Annotated in this window: 2 protein-coding genes; both read left to right on the top strand. The window is 28.7% G+C overall.

Annotation, left to right across the window (positions count from 1 at the left end; all coding sequences use genetic code 11):
* The first annotated feature begins 836 nt into the window (after positions 1–836).
* Positions 837–1,754 carry an LCP family protein gene (locus tag CD039_RS06245; protein WP_103371602.1) on the top strand — a complete coding sequence of 306 codons (918 nt, stop codon included), beginning with the start codon at positions 837–839 and terminating at the stop codon, positions 1,752–1,754.
* Between the two features lie 39 nt (positions 1,755–1,793).
* Entirely contained in the window at positions 1,794–3,632 is a 1,839-nt protein-coding gene (locus CD039_RS06240) for an acyltransferase family protein (protein WP_103371601.1), read from the top strand.
* The last annotated feature ends 232 nt before the right edge of the window (positions 3,633–3,864 follow it).

The following is a 3,864-nucleotide window of genomic DNA, read 5'->3' as shown; positions in this document are numbered from 1 at the left end:
AAATGATTTCATAACAAAAATCTCCTTTATTTAATAATTATTGCACTATTAGTATTACATTCTTTTATTTATATTTCTATTACGCTAAGATTACTATGATGTTACGCCGATGTAATATTGTACAAAAATAGCTTCACATCAATTGTTTATCAAAGAAAATAAATGCTTTAAATAAAAAGGTGATTTTATATTATTTGCGGAAATTAGAATAAAAAAAGCGGTGGTTAATAACCACCGCAAAAAGATTGTTTCAAAAGTATAAGTATTACTCAGGCAAAACGAGGAATACTATATTTAATAGTGTAACTTGGATACTAATAATTAGCAAAGGATTTTCATTGCTCATCTGTTAAATATATTTAAAAAAGGTACGAATTAGAAATTATTTGTATCAAATAGGCAAAATAATTCTATTAAATCAGTAGTTATGGTATATTATATAGACAGTTAGAATATATATTCTAACTGTTAGATTAAGGGGGATCAATCTCCTTTATTTAATAATTATTGCAGGGCGCTAATGAAGAGCATTTCTTCATTAGCGCTTTTTTGTTATTGCTAGTTAAAATTAATCTCCGGTAAATTTCAAGATTAGGAATATAATAATAAAATACGTAGAAGATAAGGTTCATGTTATTAGATAACATTGAATAATAAGGAATAATATAATAATATATAAAAGGTGATAGTTAATAAAAATAACTTTGCTTTTTTTGCTAATTTGTATTAGTATCTTTGAATGTATAGCCATTACGGATTTAAATTAAATATTTTCAAATTAATATTCAGTGAATAATTTACTAAATTGATGAACTCTTGTTCGAAAGGGAAATTGTATGAAAAAGAGATATAAAATAATCATCTTATTAATAATTATTTTACTCATAGGTGCATTGATAACTTTATATTTTACTTTTAAAGTAAATCGATTTAACAATAATATTCATGAGTCTGTTGATAAAAAAGAAAAAGTTAAAGCAACACAACAAAAGTTAAAACATCATAAGCCTATCTCGATAGCATTATTTGGTGTAGATTCAAATGCCAAACGATCCAAAGAGAATTTAGGTCAGAGAACAGACACTCTCTTAATAGCATCAGTTAATCCTGAAAAAGAGAAAACATATCTAATGTCTATACCTCGAGATACATATAGTAAGATTTCAGGAACTAATGAACATGAGAAGATTGCTCACGCATATGCTTATGGAGGTCCTAAAAAAGCTATTAATACAATAGAAGACAATTTTGATATACCTATTGATTCATATATGACTATGGATATGGATGGTTTTAAGCAAGTTATTGATTCTATCGGTGGTATTAAAGTAAAGAGTCTTAATACATTTAATTATAACGGTTCCTCTTTTAAGAAAAATCGAGTAGAAAAGATGAACGGTAAAAAAGCACTTGATTATGTTAGAAGTAGGAAAGAAGTAGGCTCTGATGGAGATGAAGGACGAACGAAAAGGCAAAGGCAAATCATTCAGAAAGTTGTCGATGAAGTTTCTAAAGAAAGAAACATCTCAACTATAAATAAAATTATAAATGCTGGAGAAAATAATGTTAAAACAAGTTTTACAGTTGGAGATATTAAAACACTTTATTTTGATTATAAGCCAGCAACCAACCATATAGGAAAGTTAAAATTGAAAGGCGAAAATTTAGTTGAAGAAGATGGTCTTTGGTATTTCGAACCAGATGATAAAGATAAGAAGGACAAAAGAGAAATGTATTTAGACAACTTGAAATAATAGTCGTTTCTTTTCAAAAATTTAAAGGGTGGAATATTTATGAATGATAAAGAGCTTAAAAGAGTTAATAAGAATTTAAAACCAAGGTACATGCCAGGGTTAGATGGATTTAGAGCAGTTGCTGTTATTGCTATAATAATCTTTCATTTAAATGCTCAGTGGTTACCTGGAGGTTTCTTAGGAGTAGATACTTTCTTTGTTATTTCAGGTTACTTAATTACTGCATTATTAGTCTCAGAATTTTATAGAGAGGGAACAATAGATTTATTGGAATTCTGGAAGCGACGTATAAAAAGGCTAATACCGGCACTATTATTTTTATTAGGAATTGTATTACTTTACACAGTGATTTTTGAACCTAAGATAATATTTGATATAAAAAAAGATATAGTTGCTGCGTTCTTTTATGTATCTAACTGGTGGTATATCTTCCAGGATGTCGATTATTTCGACCAATTTCAAATCGCTCCATTGAAACATTTATGGTCATTAGCTATTGAAGAACAATTCTATATAGTTTATCCAATAATATTGTTTATTCTATTAAAATTTTCTAATAAGAAAATTACATTTATCGTACTATTTTTTGTGTCATTAGTATCCCTAGAACTTATGATTTTCTTAAATTTATCTGGTCATGATGTTTCAAGAGTTTATTTTGGTACAGATACTCGATTGCAAACACTTTTACTTGGAGCGTTATTAGCATTTCTTTGGCCTCCATTTAGTTTAAAAGAAAAAGTTTCAACACAATTAAAGTTACTTATTGATAGTATAGGTATTTTAGGCGGAGCAATTTTAGTTTATTTATTTTTCTTTGTAAATTCAGGGGATAAATGGTTATACAACGGTGGTTTCTATGCGATTTCATTTATGACTTTATTTGTCATCGCAAGTTCTGTACATCCTAGTGGGATGTTCGCTAAGTTAATGGGCAATCCTTTATTTGTATATTTAGGTAAACGCTCTTATAGTCTTTATTTATGGCACTATCCTGTTATCGTTTTTGTACATAAACATTTCGTTGCGGGACAAATTCCTTTTTATGCGTATATCATTGATATCGTACTTATGTTAGCGTTAACTGAGCTTTCATATCACTATATTGAACGATCAATTCGTAAAAATGGCTTTAAGGCATTTTCATTTATGCCAGCTAAATTAAAGAAATTTGGCAGATTAGCTTTACTAGTGATACTTATTGTTCCTACTATTTTACTCTATAACGGTAATTTTGATAGTTGGGCTAAATCACATGAAGAGAAGAAACAAACATCTTTTAATTCACCTAAAAAGTCTTCTGATTCTGATAAAAAGGATTCAAACGATAAAAAAGATAATAAACAGGACCAAGAAGATCAGAAAGATTCGGATGATAAGCAAGATAAGACTCAGCCAAAAGATTTAGAACCGTTGTTGGTTGGGGACTCAGTGATGGTAGATATTGGAAAAGTCTTTCAAGATAAAGTGCCCGATGCAACGATTGATGGTAAAGTAGGGCGTCAATTAACAGAAGCCAATTCTTTAGCGAAAGAAAAATATCAAGACTACACTAGCAAAGATAAAGATGTCGTACTCGAATTAGGTACTAACGGTGACTTTACTAAAGATCAGTTAGAAGAATTGATTAAAAACTTTAATGATGCGAATATTTATCTCGTCACAGTGAGAGTACCTAGGGATTACCAAGATCATGTTAATAAGGAAATGCATAAAGCTGAGAAACGACATGATAATGTTCATGTGATCGACTGGTATAAAGAATCTGGCGGTCATGAAGATTACTTCGCTTATGATGGTATTCATTTAGAGTACGAGGGAAGTAAAGCGCTGACAGATCTCATAACGCGTCGATTAGTTGATGAACATAATAAATAATATTTAATAGACTAGAGTTAAAAATTAACTCTAGTCTATTTTAATTAAATAGCCTAATTTAATGAGATATAAATGAAAATATTAAGAATTTACAATAATTTATAAAAGTTCAAAACTGTAAATAAATTGTAATAAACTGAAATACTAATGTAATAGTAATTTAAACGTAAAAATGTAGTACTAATAGTGCAATAATTATTAAATAAAGGAGATTTTTGTTATGAAATCATTT

Origin of the sequence: Staphylococcus argensis (assembly GCF_002902305.1) — a bacterium.
In the GTDB taxonomy this organism is placed as follows: Bacteria; Bacillota; Bacilli; order Staphylococcales; family Staphylococcaceae; genus Staphylococcus; species Staphylococcus argensis.
The sequence above is the reverse complement of the archived record's forward strand: the minus strand, read 5'-3'. Positions and strand labels throughout refer to the sequence as shown.